The 22,159-nt window shown below is 33.7% G+C and carries 18 protein-coding genes; 14 read left to right on the top strand and 4 right to left on the bottom strand.

The genetic code is table 11. The features are described 5' to 3' along the window. Window positions 1-2 precede the first annotated feature (2 nt). Window positions 3-302 (bottom strand): ArsR/SmtB family transcription factor, encoded by a 300-nt coding sequence (locus OZP09_RS06030; protein ID WP_269237009.1) that lies wholly within the window; start codon window positions 300-302, stop codon window positions 3-5. 80 nt (window positions 303-382) lie between these two features. Beyond that, the gene (locus OZP09_RS06025; protein WP_281310461.1) at window positions 383-1,327 is read right to left on the bottom strand and encodes an alpha/beta hydrolase; all 945 of its coding nucleotides are present in this window, start codon (window positions 1,325-1,327) and stop codon (window positions 383-385) included. Window positions 1,328-1,702: 375 nt separating this feature from the next. Here OZP09_RS06025 and OZP09_RS06020 point away from each other — a divergent pair, with 375 nt between their 5' ends. The 8 genes from OZP09_RS06020 to OZP09_RS05985 all read left to right on the top strand — a co-directional run bounded on the left by OZP09_RS06020 (window position 1,703) and on the right by OZP09_RS05985 (window position 11,388). Continuing rightward, entirely contained in the window at window positions 1,703-3,148 is a 1,446-nt protein-coding gene (locus OZP09_RS06020; protein WP_025571664.1) for an MFS transporter, read from the top strand. 165 nt (window positions 3,149-3,313) lie between these two features. Continuing rightward, window positions 3,314-4,153, top strand: a complete 840-nt coding sequence (kduI, locus tag OZP09_RS06015; RefSeq protein ID WP_269237007.1) for a 5-dehydro-4-deoxy-D-glucuronate isomerase — start codon at window positions 3,314-3,316, stop codon at window positions 4,151-4,153. Window positions 4,154-4,158: 5 nt separating this feature from the next. After that, window positions 4,159-4,950, top strand: a complete 792-nt coding sequence (locus tag OZP09_RS06010) for a gluconate 5-dehydrogenase (protein ID WP_269237006.1) — start codon at window positions 4,159-4,161, stop codon at window positions 4,948-4,950. A gap of 27 nt (window positions 4,951-4,977) precedes the next feature. Then, a complete protein-coding gene (gene uxaC, locus OZP09_RS06005; RefSeq protein WP_269237005.1) occupies window positions 4,978-6,384 on the top strand; it encodes a glucuronate isomerase in 1,407 nt (468 codons plus the stop codon). Between the two features lie 13 nt (window positions 6,385-6,397). Continuing rightward, window positions 6,398-7,420, top strand: a complete 1,023-nt coding sequence (locus OZP09_RS06000; protein ID WP_269237004.1) for a sugar kinase — start codon at window positions 6,398-6,400, stop codon at window positions 7,418-7,420. 7 nt (window positions 7,421-7,427) lie between these two features. Further along, complete coding sequence (locus OZP09_RS05995) at window positions 7,428-8,099, top strand: bifunctional 4-hydroxy-2-oxoglutarate aldolase/2-dehydro-3-deoxy-phosphogluconate aldolase (RefSeq protein ID WP_269237003.1); 672 nt, start codon at window positions 7,428-7,430, stop codon at window positions 8,097-8,099. Between the two features lie 211 nt (window positions 8,100-8,310). Then, window positions 8,311-9,753: a tagaturonate reductase gene (locus OZP09_RS05990; protein ID WP_269237002.1), complete on the top strand. Its 1,443-nt coding sequence runs from the start codon at window positions 8,311-8,313 to the stop codon at window positions 9,751-9,753. 21 nt (window positions 9,754-9,774) lie between these two features. Next, the gene (locus tag OZP09_RS05985) at window positions 9,775-11,388 is read left to right on the top strand and encodes a UxaA family hydrolase (RefSeq protein WP_281310460.1); all 1,614 of its coding nucleotides are present in this window, start codon (window positions 9,775-9,777) and stop codon (window positions 11,386-11,388) included. A 155-nt stretch (window positions 11,389-11,543) separates the two neighbouring features. On the opposite strand, the gene OZP09_RS05980 is transcribed toward OZP09_RS05985, so the two are convergent. Further along, complete coding sequence (locus OZP09_RS05980; RefSeq protein ID WP_269237001.1) at window positions 11,544-12,572, bottom strand: LacI family DNA-binding transcriptional regulator; 1,029 nt, start codon at window positions 12,570-12,572, stop codon at window positions 11,544-11,546. Window positions 12,573-12,843: 271 nt separating this feature from the next. Further along, the gene (locus tag OZP09_RS05975; protein WP_281310459.1) at window positions 12,844-13,872 is read right to left on the bottom strand and encodes a LacI family DNA-binding transcriptional regulator; all 1,029 of its coding nucleotides are present in this window, start codon (window positions 13,870-13,872) and stop codon (window positions 12,844-12,846) included. Between the two features lie 348 nt (window positions 13,873-14,220). On the opposite strand from OZP09_RS05975, the gene OZP09_RS05970 reads away from it, so the two are divergent. From OZP09_RS05970 to OZP09_RS05945, 6 genes are all read left to right on the top strand, one after another. Further along, window positions 14,221-15,594: a glycoside hydrolase family 28 protein gene (locus OZP09_RS05970; RefSeq protein WP_432419450.1), complete on the top strand. Its 1,374-nt coding sequence runs from the start codon at window positions 14,221-14,223 to the stop codon at window positions 15,592-15,594. Between the two features lie 92 nt (window positions 15,595-15,686). Then, entirely contained in the window at window positions 15,687-16,631 is a 945-nt protein-coding gene (locus tag OZP09_RS05965) for an alpha/beta hydrolase (protein WP_269236999.1), read from the top strand. Window positions 16,632-16,731: 100 nt separating this feature from the next. Next, window positions 16,732-17,964: a glycoside hydrolase family 88/105 protein gene (locus OZP09_RS05960; protein WP_281310458.1), complete on the top strand. Its 1,233-nt coding sequence runs from the start codon at window positions 16,732-16,734 to the stop codon at window positions 17,962-17,964. A gap of 10 nt (window positions 17,965-17,974) precedes the next feature. Further along, window positions 17,975-19,606, top strand: coding sequence for a glycoside hydrolase family 43 protein (locus OZP09_RS05955; protein WP_281310457.1), 1,632 nt, complete (start codon window positions 17,975-17,977; stop codon window positions 19,604-19,606). Window positions 19,607-19,646: 40 nt separating this feature from the next. Further along, window positions 19,647-20,747 carry a pectate lyase gene (pelA, locus tag OZP09_RS05950; RefSeq protein ID WP_281310456.1) on the top strand — a complete coding sequence of 367 codons (1,101 nt, stop codon included), beginning with the start codon at window positions 19,647-19,649 and terminating at the stop codon, window positions 20,745-20,747. A 54-nt stretch (window positions 20,748-20,801) separates the two neighbouring features. After that, window positions 20,802-22,151, top strand: a complete 1,350-nt coding sequence (locus OZP09_RS05945) for a glycoside hydrolase family 28 protein (protein ID WP_269236996.1) — start codon at window positions 20,802-20,804, stop codon at window positions 22,149-22,151. Window positions 22,152-22,159: the final 8 nt, after the last annotated feature.

Here is a 22,159-nt window from a genome sequence, read left to right as displayed (position 1 = left end):
ATTTACAAATTAGTTTCAATTAATTTACTGAGTGCTTCAAAGGCACTTTCGTTGCGTTTGTAGTATGTCCACTGTCCAACGCGCGTAGATTCTATAAAACCCGCGCGTTGTAAAATCGACAAATATTCTGAAACGGTAGATTGAGTAAGGCCTGCCTTGGCTTGTATCTGACCAACACAAACGCCATGTTCAAATCCTGCAGTGATTTGATCAGGGAAGTTGAGTTCGGGTTCTTTTAGCCATTCCAGCATTTGTAATCTGGATTTGTTAGACAATGCCTTAAAAATTTCTACTTGTTCCATAATGCAAATATATCGACTTTTCCCGATATGTAAATTAATTTAAAATAATTTTAGATAAATTTTATGATAGCTACGTGTTCTTAAAAGATATAGTGATTTGCTTTAAGCCACTCTTTGCAGTCATTGATCCAGTAAAGACTTGTATCTTGTACTCCCAAACCAAAACCGTGACCGCCTTTTTCGTAAATGTGTAATTCGGCTGAAAAGTTATTCTTTTTTAAAGCCAGATAATAATTAATACTGTTTTCAGGTAAAACAGCTCTATCATCAGAAGCATGTACTAAAAATGTTGGAGGAGTTTGTGATGTAATTTTTTTGTCATTCGAAAAATTATCAATAAGAATTTGGGAAGGCTCTTTTCCCAGCAAATTTGTTTGCGAGCCTTTGTGCGTTATATTGCTATCCATTGAGATTACTGGGTAGACTAATATTGAAAAGTCTGGTCTTGCACTCATGTCAAATTTCGATTCATATACTTTATCATCAAAATGTGTTGCCAGTGTCGATGCTAAATGACCACCTGCTGAAAAACCTATCGTACCAATTTGATTTGGATTAATATTCCATTTTGCAGCATTAGACCGAACAAAACGAATGGCCTCCTGGGCATCCTGTAAAGGTCCGATAGTTTTGTTTTTCATGATTAGATCGCTGGGTAATCGATATTTTACAACAAAAGCAACAATACCTAAGCTATTTAACCATTCTGCTACATTCGTTCCTTCTTTTTCCATTGACAAATGCGCATACCCTCCACCCGGAAAAATAAGCACTGCAGTTTGATCAGTTTTTATTTCTTTCGGAATAAAAACACTCAATGTTGGGATTGTCACTAAACTTGTACGTTGAATTTTGCCTTCTTTTACAACTTCTTTTTCTTTATAGTCAGCAGTAATTATTTCATCTGGAATAGATTTCCACAATGGCAAAATTTCATTTTGAGCATGTAAATTCAACATCATTCCAAATGTGAAATAACATAGTAAAAGTATTTTCTCTGACTTATTTTTTTTTGATGTTTTCAAATTTTTAAGATTATAATTTTTAATAAAAAATATATATTGTTGGTAAAATTTATTTGACTTCATATCAATGTTTTAATCGTTTGTGTGAAGTAATTGATTTAACAAATGCATTGTTTAATGTTTAATTTTTAATATGTTTTTTTGCTATATATGTTTAATTAATAGTATGAAATAATTTTTTAAGTAATTTATTTGCAATATAAGTATTTAAACTTATATTTGTGCAATCGATTACATTTTTTCGTTTTATTTAAAAATTAATTATATCTTAAAAACGTATGGTTAATATAAAAATATTGCGTTTGTTTGTAATTGTAAAAAATACATTTTTAATTAATTAAACGGTTTTAAATAAGCCAAACAAACATAATTACTATGAGTCAAAAAAACCAATCTATTGGAAATTATCGCTGGAGTATATGTGCATTGTTGTTTTTTGCAACAACCATTAATTATTTAGACAGACAAGTTCTTTCGTTAACGTGGAGTGATTTTATTGCTCCTGAATTTCACTGGACTAATAATGATTATGGAAATATTACAGCTTTATTTTCTATTTTTTATGCAGTTTCTTTACTATTTGCAGGAAGATTTGTGGATTGGCTGGATACAAAAAAAGGATTTTTATGGGCTATCGGAATATGGTCTTTGGGTGCTTGTTTGCATGCATTTTGTGGTATTGCGACTTCAGGTATTATAACAGGGGACTGGTTTGTGGGTTTTGAAGGTGCTAAAGATGCTATTCATACAGTTAATGATACAGCATTGGTAATTAATGTGAGTGTTACTCTGTTTATTTTTGCCCGTTTTGTCTTAGCTGTTGGAGAGGCAGGAAATTTCCCGGCTGCTATTAAAACTACAGCAGAATATTTTCCTAAAAAAGACAGGGCATTTTCAACGAGTATTTTTAACGCTGGAGCAACAGTAGGAGCTTTAGCTGCGCCAATAACAATTCCTTTCATTGCTAAGGCTTTTGGTTGGGAAATGGCGTTTATTATTATTGGAGCTTTAGGTTTTGTTTGGATGGGATTCTGGGTTTTTATGTATGATAAACCTGAAAAACATCCAAAAGTTAGTGCAGCTGAATTAGCTTATATTCAGCAAGATGAAATAGCGGATAGTAAAATAGTGGGTTATGTGCCTGAAACCAAAACAAAAGTTTCCCTTGTAGATTGTTTTAAATACAAACAAACCTGGGCATTTGCTTTTGGGAAATTTATGACAGATGGTGTCTGGTGGTTCTTTTTGTTCTGGACTCCTGCTTATTTGAGTTCTGTCTATGGAATGGACTCTACTGAGGCTGCCTTACCGCTATTTGTTTTGTATATGATTACACTTTTGTCAATTATAGGTGGATGGCTTCCGACTTATTTTGTTGAAAAAAAAGGTATGAATCCATACGAAGGAAGGATGAGAGCGATGTTGATTTTTGCTTTTTTCCCATTGTTGGCTTTAGTAGCACAACCATTAGGTTATATTAGTTACTGGTTGCCGGTAATTATCATAGGTATTGCCGGGGCAGCTCACCAGTCTTGGTCGGCTAATATTTTTACAACAGTTGGTGATATGTTTCCTAAAAAAGCAATTGCAACTATTACAGGTATTGGAGGTTTAGCTGGTGGAATTGGTTCAACTTTAATTAACAAAGGTTCCGGATTATTGTTTGATTATAGTAAAGATACAAATATGTCTTTTATGGGTTTTCAGGGAATTGAGGCTGGATATTTTATCATTTTTTCAATTTGTGCAGTATGTTACTTAACAGGCTGGATTGTGATGAAAACTTTGGTTCCTAAATATGCACCGATTACGGATCTTTAAGATTAGTTTGACTTATTTCAATATTTTTATTGGAATAGGTCAAACATATTAATGATAGAAAAATAATTATAAGTGTAGTAATTACACAAATAAATTTTCATTTCTATTATGATATTTAAATATAAAAATATAATTTTGTGCAATCGATTACATTAATTTAAAATTATGACAAAATATAGTTCAAGATACGCATCAAGCCCAGAAGCTGTAAAAAAATATGATACTCAGGAGTTGAGAAGTGAATTCCTGATTGATGATTTGATGCAGGAAGATGAAGTAGTATTCGTTTATTCTCATTATGACAGATATATAACCGGTTCAGCAGTTCCGGTAAAAGGAGATTTAGTTTTAGAAACTATTGATCCGCTTAAAGCACCTTATTTTTTGGAGAGAAGAGAGTTGGGAATCATTAATGTAGGAGGAAGTGGTTCTGTTGTTGTGGAAGGAACATCTTATGAGTTAGGTTTTAAAGATGCTTTGTATATCGGTGCTGGAAATAAAGACGTTGTTTTTAAAAGCGACAATAGTAGTAATCCAGCTAAATTTTATTTAAATTCTGCACCAGCACACACAACTTACCCAACTAAAAAAGTAAGTTTAGCTGAAGCTAATAAATTACAGTTGGGAACAATGGAAACGGCTAATCACCGAACTGTAAACCAAATGATTATTGGTAGTGTTGTCACAACTTGCCAATTACAAATGGGTATGACAGAATTAAAACCTGGAAGTGTTTGGAATACCATGCCGGCACACGTTCACGATCGTAGAATGGAAGTGTATTTTTATTTAGATATCCCGGAAAACCAGGCCGTATGCCATTTTATGGGACAGCCTCAGGAAACAAGACATATCTGGATGAATAATCATCAGGCAGTAATTTCTCCTCCATGGTCTATTCACTCAGGTTCAGGAACAAGTAATTATACTTTTATCTGGGGAATGGCAGGTGAGAATTTAGATTACGGAGACATGGATGTTTGTAAAATCACAGATTTAAGATAAGAATTATGACAAACTTATTTGATATAAAAGGAAAAGTTGCTTTAATCACAGGAAGTACTCACGGACTGGGAATGGCAATGGCAAAAGGATTAGGTCAGGCAGGCGCAACGATTGTGGTTAACGGAAATTCTTCTCAGGAAAAAATTGATAATGCTGTTGCAGAATTAAAAAGTGAAGGAATTCATGCTGTTGGTTACAAATTCAATGTAACAGAAGAAAAAGAAGTTAGTGCTGCTGTAGCGAAAATTGAAAGCGAAGTAGGATCAATCGATATTTTAATCAATAACGCCGGAATCATTAAAAGAATTCCTCTATTGGAAATGGAAGTTGCTGATTTCAGAGAGGTTGTTGATATCGATTTAGTAAGTCCATTTATTGTTTCTAAGCATGTTGCTAAAGGAATGATCGAAAGAAGACAAGGGAAAATAATCAACATTTGCTCTATGATGAGTGAATTAGGAAGAAATACGGTTTCTGCCTATGCTGCTGCAAAAGGAGGTTTAAAAATGCTGACCAAAAACATGGCAACAGAATGGGCAAAATATAATGTTCAGATTAACGGAATCGGACCTGGTTATTTTGCAACTGAGCAAACTAAGCCAATCCGAGTTGACGGACATCCTTTTAACGATTTTATCATTAGCAGAACTCCGGCTGCAAAATGGGGAGATCCAGGTGATTTAGCTGGAGCAGCTATATTCTTGTCATCAAAAGCTAGTGATTTTGTTAATGGTCACATTTTGTATGTTGATGGAGGAATTCTTGCAACTATCGGAAAACCATCCAACGAAGAATAATTTTCAAATTATATTTTAAAATAAGACATGAGCTCTAATAAAACATTCATAAACGATAATTTTTTACTTGAAAATAAATACGCTGAGGAGTTATACCATAATTATTCAAAAAATCAGCCTATTATTGATTATCACAATCACTTAAATCCACAGTTTATTGCAGAAGATAAAATTTTTGACAATATCACAAATGTGTGGATAAACGGAGATCACTACAAATGGCGTGCAATGCGTACATTAGGAATTAATGAGCAGTTTGTTACAGGTAATGGTTCTGATAAAGATAAATTCTTAAACTGGGCAAAAACAGTTCCGTATACAATGCGTAATCCTTTGTACCACTGGACTCACTTAGAATTAGCCCGTTATTTTGATATTTACGATTTGCTGAATGAAAAATCAGCTGAAAGAATATATGAAGAAGCTTCTGCAAAAGTAAATTCGGCAGAATACAGTACACGTAACTTACTTAAAAAAGTAAATGCTGAATTAGTTTGTACTACTGAAGATCCAATTGATACTTTAGAGTTTCATCAAAAATTAAACAGTAATCCTTTTGAAACTAAAATGAGCACGGCTTTCAGGCCTGATAAAGCTATTTTGATTTCAAATGACGGTTACAATGCTTATCTGGACACATTGGGGGATGTGTCCGGAGTAGCAATCAACACTTACGCTGATTTACTTTCAGCATTGAGAAAAAGAATTGATTTCTTTAACGCAAACGGATGTAAGTTAAGTGATCACGGATTGGATCAGATTTATTTTGAAAACTTTACTGAGTCTGAAGTAAATGCAATTTTCAAAAAGAAAAGAGAAAATCAAACTCTAACTACTGAAGAAGCTTTGAAATTCCAAAGTGCTGTGTTATTGTTTTTATCTGAAACTTACCATGAATTGGGGTGGGTACAACAATTTCACTTAGGGGCTTTACGTAACAACAATGCCCGTATGCACAGAATTTTAGGACCTGACACAGGATGGGATTCTATCGGGGATTATCCTCAGGCTCAAAAATTATCTGCTTTTTTAAATGCTTTAGATAGTAAAGATAAATTAACAAAAACAATTATTTATAACCTAAACCCTGCTGATAACGAAGTAATGGCTACCATGATTGGTAATTTTAACGACGGAAGTGTCAGAGGAAAAGTGCAGTTTGGATCTGGATGGTGGTTTTTGGATCAGAAAGACGGAATGACAAAACAATTAAATGCCCTTTCAAACATGGGATTAATTAGCTGTTTCGTTGGAATGCTGACAGATTCAAGAAGTTTCTTGTCTTTCCCAAGACACGAATATTTCAGACGTATCCTTTGTAGTCTTCTTGGAGATGAAATTCAGAGAGGTGAACTTCCTGCTGATATGGAATGGATCGGGAAAATGGTTTCTGATATTTCGTATAACAATGCAAAAGAATATTTTAAATTTTAATTAAATATTGACAATGAGTAAAGTAGTTGCATTCGGCGAAATAATGTTGCGTTTTTCTACAGAAAGACATTTGCGTTTTTCTCAGGCTAAAGCATTTACAGCTTCTTACGGTGGAGGTGAATTTAATGTTTGCGTTTCTTTAGCAAATTACGGCATTAATGCAGAATTTGTTACCAGATTACCTGAAAACGAAATTGGGTACTGCGCAGTACAGGAGATGCGTAAAATGAATGTTGAGTCTAAAAGTATTGTTTACGGCGGAGAACGTTTAGGAACGTATTATTTAGAAACAGGAGCAGGAACCAGAGGAAGCAATGTGGTGTACGATCGCGCACATAGCTCGATGGCAACGATTCAAAAAGGTGATGTTGACTGGAAAAAAGTACTTGAAGGAGCAACCTGGTTTCACTTTAGCGGAATCTCAGCTGCAATTTCTCAAAGCGCTGCAGAAGCCTGTCTTGAAGCAGTTCAGATAGCGCATGAATTAGGATTAACCATTTCATGTGATTTGAATTACAGATCAAAATTATGGCAATACGGAAAAACGCCAAGTGAGGTGATGCCTGAGTTATTAAAATACAGTCACGTTATTTTAGGAGATATTGATACAGCGTATTTTATGTTGGGCATCCCTAAAGTAAATCCGGATTATCAGGATGGAAAATCATTACCGGCTTTATATTCTAAGTTATATGAACTTTGTCCAAATTTAAAAACGGTGGCAACTACATTGCGTTATTCAATTAGTGCTTCGCATCAAAGAATAGGTGGCGTTTTATTTGATGGGAAAACTATTTTTAATGCAGCCGTTCAGGAAGTAACTCCGGTAATTGACCGTGTAGGAAGTGGAGACGCTTTTATGGGAGGATTAATTTACGGATTAGTTGAATACAAAGAGGATAAACAAAAGGCATTAGATTTTGCAGTAGCAGCTTGTTGCTTGAAACACACAATTGCCGGAGATTATAATTTAGTTACATTAAAAGAAGTTGAAAACATGGCGGGAGGAAACTCTGCCGGATTAGTATCAAGATAAATAAAGTATGGCAAAGTATTCAAGAATTGAAGTAGCTCAGACGATGAAAGATAACGGGATGGTTCCTTTGTTTTTTCATTCGGATATTGAAATCAGTAAAAAAGTATTAAAGGCCTGTTACGATGGAGGTTCCAGATTAATGGAATTTACAAGCAGAGGTGATTTTGCTTTTGAAGTTTTTGGAGCATTAAATAAATATGCACTGGCTGAATTGCCTGGAATGATGTTAGGTGTTGGTTCTGTTACCGATGCTGCTGCAGCTTCATTGTACATGCAGCTTGGTGCTAATTTTATTGTAACTCCTGTTTTTAGAGAAGATATTGCAATTGCCTGTAATCGTAGAAAAGTTTTATGGTCTCCGGGTTGTGGAACGCTTTCAGAAATTGCAAGAGCAGAAGAATTAGGCTGTGAAGTCGTAAAATTGTTTCCTGCGGATACTTACGGACCAGAATTTATTAAAGCAATAAAAGGACCTTGCCCATGGACTACAATTATGCCAACGGGAGGTGTTTATCCAACTGAAGAAAGTTTGTCTTCATGGTTAAATGCAGGTGCTACCTGTGTTGGTCTTGGTTCGCAATTAATTTCAAAAGATTTGCTTGATAAACAAGATTTTGAAGGATTAAAAAATAAAGTAAGTGATGTTTTAAACATCATTAAAAATATTAGAAAAAAATAAATAAGGAATAATTAGTTATTCCTTATTGTAAAGCAGTTTTTTTTAGAGTTTTAAAGGTTGTAATTGAACATTACGCTTGAAAAATAAAGCTTGTCACTCCTCACAGCAAACTTTATTTTAATCTTTTACAAGTGTAATGTTTCTTTTACAATTAAAAAACAGGTAAGGGATTAATGAGGTTATTTATAACACTATTAGAGAAAAATTCAAAATGAAAAAGTTAAATAGAGTAAATACAGGATTAGAGAAATTAAATCCAATTAAAGTAGTGCAGTTTGGTGAAGGTAACTTCCTAAGAGCATTTGTTGATTATGCTTTTCACAAACTAAACAAAGAGGTTGATTTTAATGCTGGTATTGCAATTGTTCAGCCATTAAAAGATGGTATGGTGCACCTGATTAATGAGCAGGATGGTTTGTATACTCTGTTCATGAATGGTATTAAAAAAGGAGAAAAAATACAGGATATCCAGTTAATTGATAATATTGTAAAAGCTATAAATCCATATACTGAATTTGCAGATTATTTAGCTTTAGCTAAAGAAGAAGAACTTCAGTTTATTGTTTCAAATACTACTGAAGCAGGAATTGAATTTATTGATACTGATACTCCGGATATGCAGCCGCCAGTAGCATTTCCTGCCAAACTAACTATTTTATTATATGAAAGATTCAAGCACTTCAATGGCGATGCATCTAAAGGTGTTACCATCATTCCTTGTGAATTGATCGATTATAATTCTGAGACCCTAAAGAAATATATTTTGCAATATGCAGATTTATGGAAATTAGAGGATTCATTCAAAACATGGTTAACGGAGGCGTGTACGTACCACAGTACTCTGGTTGACAGAATCGTTCCGGGATACCCAAGAGCAGAAATTGAAGATTATAACAATAAATTAGATTATCAGGATAATTTAATTGTTGCAGCTGAGCCATTTTTCCTTTGGGCTATCGAAGGTGGTGAAGATTTAAAACAAAAGCTTCCTTTTGATAAAACGGATTTAAATGTGAAAATCGTTGACGATATTCGTCCTTTCAAGATGATAAAAGTTCGTATTTTGAATGGCGCGCATACAGCAATGGTTCCTACTTCACTTTTATACGGTAACAAATTAGTAATGGAAACTGTTAATGGTGATTTTACTGGGAAATTCGTGAATAGCGTTATCAGCGAAATCAGCGAAACGCTTGCGATGGACAAAAATGAAATTGCTGCCTATTCTGAAGAGGTAATGGATCGTTTTAAAAATCCATTTATCAAACATGCATTGGCTGATATTGCTTTAAATTCTATTTCAAAATTCAAAGTAAGGGTCTTACCAAGTTTATTAGGATATTATAATGCAAATAAAAAATTGCCGGTTAGTTTGACTTTTTCATTGGCTTCTTTAATACAATTTTATAAAGGAACATGGAATAATGAAGCATTGCCTGTAAAAGATACTCCCGAATTAGTTGAGGCATTTAACAGTGCATGGCAATTAGGAGCTTTAGATTCAGTTGTGGATGCTGTTTTGGCTAATACAGATTTTTGGGGTCAGGATTTAACAAAAATTAATGGTCTTTCTGAAGCATTAGTTGTAGCTTTAACTGAAATTGAAGCAAATGGAATTGAAAAAGGTTACGCTAATTTCAGCGCAAAGTACTAATTAGATTTTAAAATTATTATCATGCAAAAAAAATTAATAAAAGTAAATCCAGCGGATAACGTAATTGTCGCATTAACCGATTTGGTACAAAACGAACAAATTGCATTTGAAGGAACTACAGTTTCACCAACTACTGATGTTAAAGCAAAACATAAAATCACAGAGAAAGATTTTGCAATTGGTGATGAGATTATAATGTATGGGGTTTTGGTAGGGAAAGCGGTAAAACCTATAAAAAAAGGAGAAGTAATTACCACCGAAAATGTAAAACATGAAAGTGAAAAAGTTTTTGGAAAAAATGCAAATTTAGGTTGGACTCCACCAAATGTAGATCGTTGGAAAGACAAAACTTTCAACGGGTACCACCGTACAGATGGACAAGTTGGTACCAAAAATGTTTGGTTATTTATTCCATTAGTTTTTTGTGAAAATAAAAATATAGAAAAACTGAAAGATATTTTCGAAAACGAATTACTGCCAAAAAAAGAAGTTTCTTATAAAAATTTATTACGCTCTTTAATTGAAGAAAAAAGCGTAGAAGAAGTTTCTGGTAGAGATCGAAATGAAAATCTTTTAGATAATGTTGAAGTAAAATTCATCAATCATCAAGGTGGTTGTGGTGGGATTAGACAAGATTCTGAATTGTTGGCAAAACTGCTTGCAGGATATGTGAATAATCCAAATGTTGCTGGTGCAACTATTTTGAGTTTGGGCTGCCAAAATTTGCAAGTAGATATTTTCAAAAATGCATTGAAAGCAATGAGTCCGAATTGTGATAAAGAAATTTTGATCTATGAGCAACAGCAAATTGGAACTACCGATCAAATGTTCCAAATGGTGATTAAAGATTCTTATGAAGCCATTAAAAGAGCTAACAAAATTGAACGCAAACCTGCTCCTATATCAAAATTAAGTATTGGTTTGGAATGTGGTGGATCTGACGGGTTTTCAGGAATTTCGGCAAATCCAGTATTGGGAGTTGTTTCAGATATTTTCGCAGCTTTGGGAGCTAAATCTATTTTGGCAGAGTTTCCGGAATTATGTGGCGTTGAGCAAGAATTGATGAATCGATGTGTAAGCGAAGAAAAAGCCGATAAGTTTTTATCTTTGATGAAAGCTTTTGAAAAATCAGTTGTAGATGCAGGTTCAGGGTTTGATATGAACCCATCTCCAGGAAATATTAAAGACGGATTAATTACTGACGCAATGAAATCTGCTGGTGCATCTAAAAAAGGTGGAACAGCGCCAATTGTAGATGTTTTGGATTACGGTGAGTACATTTCACAACCGGGTTTAAATCTTCTAAATACGCCAGGAAATGACGCCGAATGTACTACAGGGTTGGTTGGATCGGGAGCAACTGTTGTTTTGTTTACAACAGGTTTAGGAAATCCGATGGGAAATCCGGTTGCACCTGTTGTGAAAATTGCTTCAAACACAGCATTAACCAATAGAATGTCTGATATCATTGATTTCAATGCTGGGACTGTAATTACTGGTGAAAAAAATATCACCGAAGTTGGAGAAGAACTTGTAGATTATATTATAGAATTGGCTAGCGGAAACGTGGAAACAAAAGCAGATCAGTTGAAACAAGATGTGTTTATTCCTTGGAAAAGAGGGGTCTCATTATAATTTTGCCAACGTTTAACTTATATAAATAATTGTTACTATGTAGAAAGGCAGCTGATAAAGCTGCCTTTTTTGTTTTTAATTAGAGATAAAACTTTAAGGTGTAATGTAACGATTCGGAAATTAAATAAAATTCACATAATTTATTTATTAAGAGATTAAAAGGTAATTCTTGTTGAAGACTGGCGAATATGCAGTTCGGGTGCAAGGATTACCTTTTTTTGTATTTTAATAGTTTCAGTTTTACTTATTTGCTCTAAGAATACCTTTGCAGCCATTTTTCCCATTTCAAGCGGTGACTGGTCGACTGAAGTTATGGATAGCTCCATGAACTTTGTGAATGGTTCATTACTAAATCCTGCTACACAAAAATCATCAGGAATAGAGATGTTTCTTTCTTTTAATTCCTGAATAGCCCCTAAAGCAGCAAAATCACTTGAAGAGAATATAGCATCAGGAGGAGTTTCAAGCTGCAATAAAATTTCTATTGCTTCTTTTCCTGATTCTACACTACTTTTAATAGGAATAACATATTCTTCCTTAAAAGGTATTCCGCTATCCAATAGCGCTTGCTTATAGCCTAAAAATCTATTTTTAAAAATATCAAGTGACTGGTCTCTGGAAAAATGAGCGATATGTCTGCAGCCTTCATTGATTAAATGTTTTGTAGTAAGATAACCTCCTTTAAAGTCATTAATGGTTACAGAGCTAACTCCGTCAATATGTCTGGTTCTGTCAAAGAAAATTAAAGGAACATTTTTTTGGAGGACGTTTTGAAAGGCTTCATAATTTTCATCAGTAACATCAGTAACAGACATTAAGATGCCATCAACCTGTGCGTCTATTAAAGCATACAGGTTTTCATTTTCTCTTTTGGGATCATCATGAGTCTGTGAAATAATAACGTGATAACCATGAGGATAGAGTTCTTCTTCAATGCCTCTAATTACGGTTCCAAAAAAATTATTATCAACGCGAGGAACTATGATGCCTATATTGTTGCTTCTTCCACTTTTTAAAGCCAATGCCAGCTTGTTAGGTTTGTAACCCATTAAGTCGGCTGTTTGCTGTACCAATTCGCGTGTGCTTATTTTTATTTTAGGGTTGTTATTTAAAGCTCTTGAAACAGTAGCTGCAGTAATGTTTAGTCTTTTGGCAATATCGTATATAGTGGTTTTTTCACTCATTCAAAAAATATTCTTTTATTTTGTTCAGGACAAAAATACTTTTTTTTTGAATAATTCAATATAAAATATCATCGATTGAAAAAATGTTATTATTTTGGCTATAAATGTGTGTAAAAAATAAAGCTATAGATTTTTCATTTTGCAATTGATGTAATTGTTTTATTGAGAATAAGGCATGGTAGAAGTTTAATTGTAAATAGAAAGAGAATTAGGTTTTTACAGAAAAGCAAACGTTTTACTAGGGGGAATAGATTAGAAATTGCAAGAGTAATTATAAATTTATTCTCGACGTAGATTTACGAATATGTAATTCTGGTGCTAAAACTACCTTTTTTTCGATTTTAATAGTGTCTGTTTTACCAGCTTGTTCTAAAAAGACACGCGCTGACATCCTTCCCATTTCAAGAGGAGACTGATCAACAGAAGTTATCGATAGTTCCATAAACTTAGTGAAAGGTTCATTACTAAAGCCTGCAACACAAAAATCTTGTGGAATACTAATGTTTCTGTCTCTTAATTCCTGAATAGCGCCTAAGGCAGCAAAATCACTTGAAGAAAATATAGCGTCTGGCGGTGTTTCAAGCTCAAGTAAAATATTAACGGCATTTTTTCCAGCTTCGACACTACTTTTGGACTGAATAACATATTTTTCGTTAAAACTGATTCCATTATCCAGTAAAGCCTGTTTGTACCCTAAAAATCTATTTTTGAAAATTTCTAAAGACAAATCTCCGGATAGATGTGCAATACATTTGCATCCTTGATTAATTAATTGTTTTGTAGCTATGTAACCGCCTTTAAAATCATTTATAGTAACAGAACTTACACCTTCTATATGTTTGCTTCTGTCAAAGAAAATCAATGGAACATTCTTTTCCAATACATTACGAAAAGCACTGTCATTTTCATTCGTAACATCTGTAACTGACATTAAAATACCGTCAACCTGGGCATCAATTAAGGTATAAAGATTCTCATTTTCTCTTTTTGGGTTTTCGTGTGTCTGGCAAATAATAACCTGATAACCATGAGGGTAGAGCTCTTCTTCGATTCCTCTAATTACAGATGCAAAAAAATTACTGTCAATACGAGGTACAATAACTCCGATATTATTGCTTCTCCCGCTTTTTAAAGCTAAAGCTAATTTATTTTGTTTATAGTTCATTGAGGCAGCAGTTTCAAGAACTATTTTTTTTGTGCTATCTTTTATTTTCGGACTGTTATTCAGTGCTCTCGATACTGTGGCAGCAGTTATATTTAATTTTTTTGCAATATCATAAATGGTTATTTTTTCGCTCATTCAAAATTCATATTTTGATTATTTTAACACAAAAATACATTTTTTTTGCAAACACAAGTATAAAATGTTATCGATTACCAAAAAAAAGCTACTTGTTAAATATGATGGAGCAATGGTAAAAAATTATGTTTTTTTTTACAAAAATTACAATTAATGTCACTTTTTAAAAATGAATGCATAATTTTTATCCAAATTTATTTGTTGATGTAATTCCATTTCTTTACTTTCGTGTAATCGATTACATAGTTAAAAAAGTCTTGATTAATAAATAGAATACTATAAATGATGGGGTATAATGTCTTTAAAAATAATTACTCATTTTTAATAATGATTGGTTGTATTGTTTTTATGTCTTGCAGGCTAAAAACACCAGAAGCATCAATTGAAGATCCATGGAAAAAAATGAACTTTGTTATAAAGACTATGCCTCAAGTTAATTTTCTAGAGAAAGATTATAATGTGAAAGATTTTGGCGCAGTTGGAGATGGAGTTGCATTCAATACAATTGCTTTTGAAAAGGCAATAAAAGCTTGCACTTCTAATGGTGGTGGAAGAGTTATTGTTCCTAAAGGAAAATACTTAACCGGCCCTATACATTTAGAAAATAACGTGAATTTACATTTGGAAGATAATGCAGAAATTCTGTTTAGTACAAATCCAAAAGATTACCCAATAGTTCATACTTCTTTTGAAGGAACGGAATTAATGAATTACTCCCCACTTATTTATGCTAAAAATAAAATAAATGTTGCTATAACAGGTAAAGGTATTTTGAATGGCCAGGCTAGTATTGGCAACTGGTGGGTATGGTCAGGTGCTAAAGATTATGGCTGGAAAAAAGGGATTCCTTCGCAAAATGACCCAACTAATCGTGAAGTTTTGGTTGATATGGCAGAAAAAGGTGTGCCAGTTTCTGAAAGGATTTTTGGTGAAGGACGTTACTTAAGACCTAATTTTATTGAATTCTTTGAATGTAATACTGTTCTAATAAAAGACGTTAAAGTAATTAATGCCCCTTTTTGGATTTTGCACCCAATAAAATCCAATAATGTAATAATAGACGGGGTTACAATAGATAGTCACGGACCTAATAATGATGGTTGCGATCCGGAATACTCACAAAATGTAATAATTAAAAACTGTGTATTTAACACAGGAGATGATTGCATTGCCATAAAATCAGGAAGAGATGCTGATGGAAGAAGAGTAGGAATACCAAGCAAAAATATTATTGTACAAAATTGTAAGATGATAGACGGTCACGGAGGTGTAGTAATTGGTAGTGAAATATCCGCAGGTGTAAATAATGTTTTTGTAGAGAACTGTGTTATGGATAGTCCAAATTTAGACAGGGCAATTCGTATCAAAACAAATTCTAAACGAGGAGGGGTTATTGAAGATGTTTATGTGAGAAATCTGGAAGTAGGAATTGTCAAAGAATGTGTCTTAAAATTAAATATGTTTTATAATGTATACGGTTCGCAGACAGGAAACTTCATTCCTGTTATCAGAAATGTAAGTTTAGAAAACGTAAAAGTAAAAAAAGCAGGTAAATATGGTGTTTGGGCTGAAGGATATAAAGAATCACCGGTTGAAAACATTACGCTTAAAAATGTAGTTATCGAAAAAGCAGACTCTGTTTATTTATTGAAAAATATTAAGAATTTTAATTTTATAAATACGTATATCAATGACAAAAAAGTAGAATCAATTAAAAATTAATTTTTTTACTGCATACTGTTGCTGTTATTTCCAACCAGTTATAGAGAAAAGTCTGTTATTTTGCCAGATTGTATATTAGCTAAATTTAGTTTATGAGGAATATTTTTTTAGTAGTTCTGTACTTTGTATCAAATTCTTTTTTTGGACAAATAAATTTTCCTATCGATACTTCATATACGATAAAAAGTACCTATGCTAAACTAATAAAAAAATATCCCTTCATAAAAATTGCTCAGGAAGTAAAAAACAAAAATGTTGCTGAAATTAAAGATGTGGTTTATAGTCAGGATAAAAATAGAGCATTACATTTGGATGCGTATATAAATAAAACCAAAAGAAAAAATCCCGGTGTAGTTATGATTCACGGAGGAGGTTGGAAATCAGGTAATAAAAATCAAATGAAAGTGATGGCACAAAGAATTGCTTCACAAGGATATTCCTGTTTTACAATTGAGTACAGGCTTTCATTAGAAGCTAAGTATCCGGAGGGAATTCTAGATGTTAAAAATGCAATAAGATTTATAAAGGATAATGCTAAAAAATTTAAAATTGATCCATACAAAATTGCTGTTTTAGGATGCTCTTCAGGAGGTCAAATGGCAGCTTTGATTGGTACAACAAATAAGAATCCGGCTTTTGATGATGTTTTGAATAAAAGCAAGTCTTCATCAAATGTAAATGCAATTATTAATATAGATGGCATTCTGGCTTTTAAACATCCCGAATCCTCAGAGGGTGAGATGGCAGCTTTTTGGTTAAAAGGAACTTCTGTAGAGAATCCTGAAAATTGGAAAAATGCTTCAGCGCTTACACATACTGATGAAAATTCACCTCCAATATTATTTATAAATAGTAGTATTGACAGGTTTCATGCAGGAAGAAACGATATGATTGCAATTTTAAAACAGAATAATATATATAATGAGGTTCATACAATTAAGGATTCGCCCCATTCTTTTTGGTTTTTTACTCCCTGGCTGGATGAAACAATTTTATATACAACTCAATTTTTAGATAAAATTTTTAAAAAGATATAAATTACAGTAAAAATGCGAAACATAATCTGATAGCAATAGTTTTATAATTATATGTGATGTAATCAGATAATAAGATTTCCAAAAAGTTAAAATAATCACTATGTTAAACAACAGAATAAACACTTTAAAAGTCGCCACACTTTTCATTTCATTCGTAATTTTTGGATGCAAGACAGCATCGCCCGAAGCAGGAAAAACTAACAACTCTACTAATCAAACAGTAGTTTCTAAAGATTTGAAATGGTCAGACAAAATGGCGTTGACATTAATGAAACGTCATCCTGAATCCTGGCAGATTGATGATTCAAAAGCGCCAAAATGGGACTACGTTCACGGACTTGTTTTATATTCATTCCAGGAATTATATAAAAAAAATCCAAATCCGGCATATGCTTCTTATGTGCAGGGATATCTGGATGCATTAATTGAAAATGACGGCACAATCAAAACTTATGAAATTGAAAAATACAATATCGATATGATTGTGGCTGGGCGTTTGCTTTTTAATGCTTATGATAAAACAAAAGAAGAAAAATATTTAAAAGCGATGCAATTGTTACGTCAACAGTTAACAGTGCATCCAAGAACGCAGTCCGGAGGATTCTGGCATAAAAAAATCTATCCTAATCAAATGTGGCTGGATGGTTTGTATATGGGAGAACCTTTCTATGCTGAATATACAGCAACTTTTGAAGGAGGAAAAAACCTTGATGATGTTGCCCATCAATTCGAACAAATTCAATTACATGCAACAGATCCGGCTACAGGTTTATTATATCACGGATGGGATGAAAGCAAACAAATGCCATGGGCAAATAAAGAAACAGGAAATTCACCAAACTTCTGGTCCCGAGCTCTTGGCTGGTATGTAATGGCTCTTGTTGATGCTTTAGATTATTTTCCGAAAGAGCATCCAAAACAAAAAGAATTGGTTGGTTATTTAAATAAAGTTTCGGAAAGTTTAGCAAAATATCAGGATAAATCTGGTTTATGGTATCAGGTTACAGATAAAATGGACAAGGAAGGAAATTATCTTGAAGCTTCAGGCTCATCCATGTTTGCCTATGCATTTGCAAAAGGTGTTAATAAAGGATACTTACCTGCAAAATTCAAAAAAATAGCCAACAAAGCTTTTGATGGACTAACTACTCAGTTAATCAAAGTTGACGCAGACGGAACTATAACATTAACTCAGGCTTGTCAGGTAGCGGGACTTGGAGGAACTCCATACAGAGATGGTTCTTATGAATATTATGTAAATGAAAAAAAGAAAGATAATGATCCTAAAGCAACAGGACCTTTTATTCTGGCAGCATTAGAATTAAACAGATAATACCTTTTAAATGAAATTTGTCATAATAACATCTCTTTTGTTGTCTGGTATTTTGATGCAGAATTCAACTGCGCAGGAAAAAAGACAAAACAATTATTCAAATGTCTGGGTAGCAGATCAGGGTGACGGTACTTATAAAAATCCTGTTTTATATGCTGATTATTCTGATCCGGATGCTATCAGGGTGGGAGATGATTATTATATGACCGCTTCATCTTTTAATTGTATTCCTGGCCTGCCTATTCTTCATTCAAAGGATTTAGTAAACTGGAAATTGATAGGATATGCACTTTCCACACAAAAACCATTAGAAATATATAATGAAGTTCAGCATGGAAACGGAGTGTGGGCTCCCTGCATTCGTTTTCACAAAAATGAATTTTATATTTACTATCCGGATCCTGATTTTGGAATTTATGTCGTGAAAGCAAAAAAAGCTCAAGGCCCATGGTCTGAACCTATTATGGTAAAAGAAGGAAAAGGATTGATTGATCCGGCACCTTTGTGGGATGAGGATGGGAAGGCATATCTGGGTTATGCGTTTGCTGGCAGCCGCGCAGGAATAAAAAGTACTTTGGCTGTCTGTTCAATGAACCCGGATGGTTTATCTGCAAATAATGATGATGTTATGATTATTGACGGACACCCGGATGAACCAACCATTGAAGGACCTAAATTTTATAAACGTAATGGTTATTATTATATTTTTGCTCCGGCTGGTGGAGTAGCTACTGGCTGGCAGACAGTTATGAGGGCTAAGAATATTTTTGGGCCTTATGAAAAAAGAAAAGTGATGGAACAGGGAAAAACAACTGTTAACGGCCCACATCAGGGTGCATGGGTTCAGACACAAACAGGTGAAGACTGGTTTCTTCATTTTCAGGATCAGTTTGCTTACGGAAGAGTTGTTCATTTACAGCCTATGAAATGGCAGCAGGACTGGCCGATAATTGGAAGCGATGAGGATAATGATGGTATTGGAGAGCCTGTTATGGTATATAAAAAACCAAATGTTGGTAAAAAAACTTTTCCGGTTGCAACACCACCTGAAAGTGATGAATTTAATAATCCTAAACTTGGGCTTCAATGGCAGTGGCATGCAAATCCGCAGATAACATGGGGGCTTCCTACATCAATGGGTTACTATAATTTGAATTGTATCCCTGTCCCTAAAGATTATAATAACCTGTTTGATATTCCCAATTTACTTTTGCAAAAATTCCCGGCAAATGAGTTTACGGCGACTACAAAAATTACTTTCAACTCCAGATTCGATGGAGAATATACAGGTCTGGTTATCATGGGACTCGATTATAGTTTTCTATGTCTCAAGCAAAACGAAGGAAAATTATTTCTTTCGCAAAAAACAGCTTTAAGATCGGATAAAAAAGGAGTTGAATCTGAGAATAAGAGAATCGCAATAAAAGACAGGACAATATACCTGCAGGTAAAAGTAAAATCGGGAGGAATATGTAATTTTTTCTATAGTGAAGATGGACAAAAATTCAATGCAATAGGTGACACTTTTACAGCCAGAGAAGGAAAATGGATAGGCGCTAAGATAGGATTTTTAGCTCTTAGAGAAGGAGTTATAAATGATGCGGGAAGCGTAGCAATTGACTGGTTCAGAATAACTGACTAAAACTAAATAACTAAATAAATAACTAAAATTAACCAATTAAATGAATCAATTCAAAAAGACAGCGTTATTACTTCTAATCATTACTGGCTGTCATGTAAATGCACAGGATAAAGCCAAAAAATGGCCGGACTTAATTGTAAAAAGTTACTCCGCCTGGTTTGGATCTGAAGAAGGTAAAAAAGTAGGCGAAAATGTTTTGCTTTACCAAAGGGATATTGGAGGCTGGCCTAAAAATATTCCAATGCTTAATGAACTGACAGAAGAAGAAAAAGCTAAATTAGTAGCCCTAAAGCCAATAGCAAAAGATTGTACAATCGATAATAGAGCTACGACTCAGGAAATACTTTTTGTTTCAAAAATGTATGCGCAGACAAAAGATGAAAGATATAAAGATTCATTTTTGAGAGCAGTGAATTATTTACTTTCTGCACAATATCCTAATGGTGGCTGGCCTCAATACTTTCCGTTAAAAAAAGGCTACTACACACATATTACCTATAATGATAATTCGATGGTGGATGTTTTGAATGTATTAAAGGAAATAGCAAACGAAACCCCGTACTACAGTATTAAACCATCGCAGGAGGTTATTGACAAAGCCAAAATTGCAGTTAGTAAAGGGATTGAATGTATTTTAAAAACGCAATATAAACAAAATGGTGTTCTCACAGTTTGGTGTGCACAACATGATGAAGTTACTTTTGCGCCAGCTGATGCAAGAGCTTATGAACTTGCTTCTTTAAGCGGAAAGGAATCTGCAAAAGTTGTATTATTTTTAATGTCTATTGATAATCCTTCACCGGAAATTAAGACAGCCGTAAAAAGCGCTTACGACTGGTTTGAAAAAACAAAAATAACGAATCTTAAAGAAGAACGCATCTATGATGAAGACGGTAAAATTATAGGAAAAAAAATGTATCCTATGGTAGATAGTGCGCCAATTTGGCCAAGATTTGCAGAACTTGATACTAATGAGGCAATTTTTTGTGACCGTGACGGAATTAAAAAAAGATTTATAACTGATATTGGAGAAGAAAGAAGAAATGGTTATTCATGGTATTCTAATGAGCCGAAAGAAGTTCTTAAAAAATATAAGAAATGGGCAAAAAAGAATAATTTAGAAAGCAGTGATTCAGAGTAATTTTTAAGAATTGATTCGCTAATTGTTTTTTCTGAGTCAGACAAAATACAAATCATGAATATTAGACTTCTTTTCTTTCTATTGTTTTCAGTAATTGCCTTTGCTCAGGAAAATAAATTCCCAACAACAAAGGTAGATTCGATTGTAAATGTTATTCAGTTGCCAAAAATACCTTCTTATCAGGTTAGTGTGGCAAAGCTGGGAGCAAAAGGGGATTCGGTTTCCAATAACAAACCTTTTTTCGATAAGGCAATGGCATTGTGTAAAAAGAATAATGGGGGGACAATTGTAGTTCCAAAAGGGATTTATCTTTTAAACGGCCCGATTCATTTTGTCAGCAATGTGAATTTGAAAATTGAAAAAGGAGCTAAGATTAAATTTAGCGACAAGCCAGAAGATTTTCTGCCAATGGTCTTAACCAGCTGGGAAGGTACAATGCTATACAATTACAGTCCGTTAATATACGCTTACGATTGTAAAAATATTGCAATAACCGGTGAAGGAACAATTGATGGAGAAGGAGGGAAGACCTGGAAAGCTTTTAAGGCAAAAGAAGGAAAAGGGAAAGAACTCAGTCGCGAAATGAACCATACGAATGTTCCGTTAATAGACAGAAAATTTGGAACAGGTTACTTTTTGCGTCCGCAGATGATTCAGTTTTTTAACTGTTCAAATATATTGATTGAAAATGTTCGAATTGAAAATTCGCCTTTTTGGTGTGTGCATTTGCTCAAGTCTGAAAGTATAACCATCAGAGGGATAAGTTACAAATCATTAAATTATAATAATGATGGTATTGATCCTGAGTATGCCAAAAACGTTTTAATTGAAAATGTAACGTTCAATAATGGAGATGATAATGTTGCTATAAAAGCAGGAAGAGATCATGAAGGAAGAGCCAACTCAGCGACTCCAAGTGAAAATATTATTATCAGAAACTGCAATTTCAAAGGACTTCACGGAGTGGTTATTGGAAGCGAAATGTCTGCAGGTGTAAAAAATGTTTTTGTGGAAAATTGCAAAACAGTTGGTTATCTGAAAAGAGGAATTTATCTGAAAACTAACGCTGACAGGGGAGGATTCATAAAAAATGTTTTTGTTAGGAATATTCAACTGGATGAAGTAGAAGACTGTCTTTATATAACCGCAAATTACCACGGAGAGGGAAAAGGATATCAGTCTGAAATTTCAAATGTGTTTTTCTCTGATATTTCGTGTAATAAAGCATCTGCTTCGGGTATTGTCATACAGGGTTTTGCAGATAAAAAAATCAAGAATATCTCTTTAAACAATATCGAAATTAAGTCAGCAAAAAATGCTATTTCAAGTACAAATGCTGAAAATGTCATTCTGAATGAAGTTTTCATCGGAGAAAAAGCTACAGTTCCTTCAGCAGCAAAATAGTTTAATAC

This window comes from Flavobacterium flavigenum, from assembly GCF_027111255.2.
In the GTDB taxonomy this organism is placed as follows: domain Bacteria; phylum Bacteroidota; class Bacteroidia; order Flavobacteriales; family Flavobacteriaceae; genus Flavobacterium; species Flavobacterium flavigenum.
This window is presented reverse-complemented; position numbering and strand designations above follow the sequence as displayed.